The sequence below is a fragment of the Paenibacillus sp. 23TSA30-6 genome, assembly GCF_014858585.1.
Lineage (GTDB): Bacteria > Bacillota > Bacilli > Paenibacillales > Paenibacillaceae > Paenibacillus.
On the sequence record NZ_SLTL01000125.1, the window covers coordinates 1 to 260 of the forward strand.

Sequence of the window (260 nt, forward strand, 5' to 3'; positions counted from 1 at the left end):
GATGACGCTGTGCGATACGGTGAACGGCGTCGCGATGATGAAGATGTACGGCAGCGCCGTTGTGGACCCTAAGCGCCGAATCGGTTTCAATATGGTCATCACCGGTGTGTCCGCAGGTTCTGCCCTGTTCATCTCGGTCATCACCATCGCCGGCGTACTGCACGCGATGCTCGGGCTCACCGACCCGGTGACCACCTTCCTGGCCGAACTCGACCTCGGCCACGCCGGGCTGGTCCTCGTGGCGCTGCTGCTGTTCATCT

The 260-nt window shown here is 62.3% G+C and carries 1 protein-coding gene; it reads left to right on the forward strand.

Features of this window, described 5'->3' with window-relative positions; all coding sequences use genetic code 11:
- A partial coding sequence (locus E0698_RS26420; RefSeq protein ID WP_202895090.1) for a HoxN/HupN/NixA family nickel/cobalt transporter occupies window positions 1-260 on the forward strand: 260 nt, incomplete at both ends.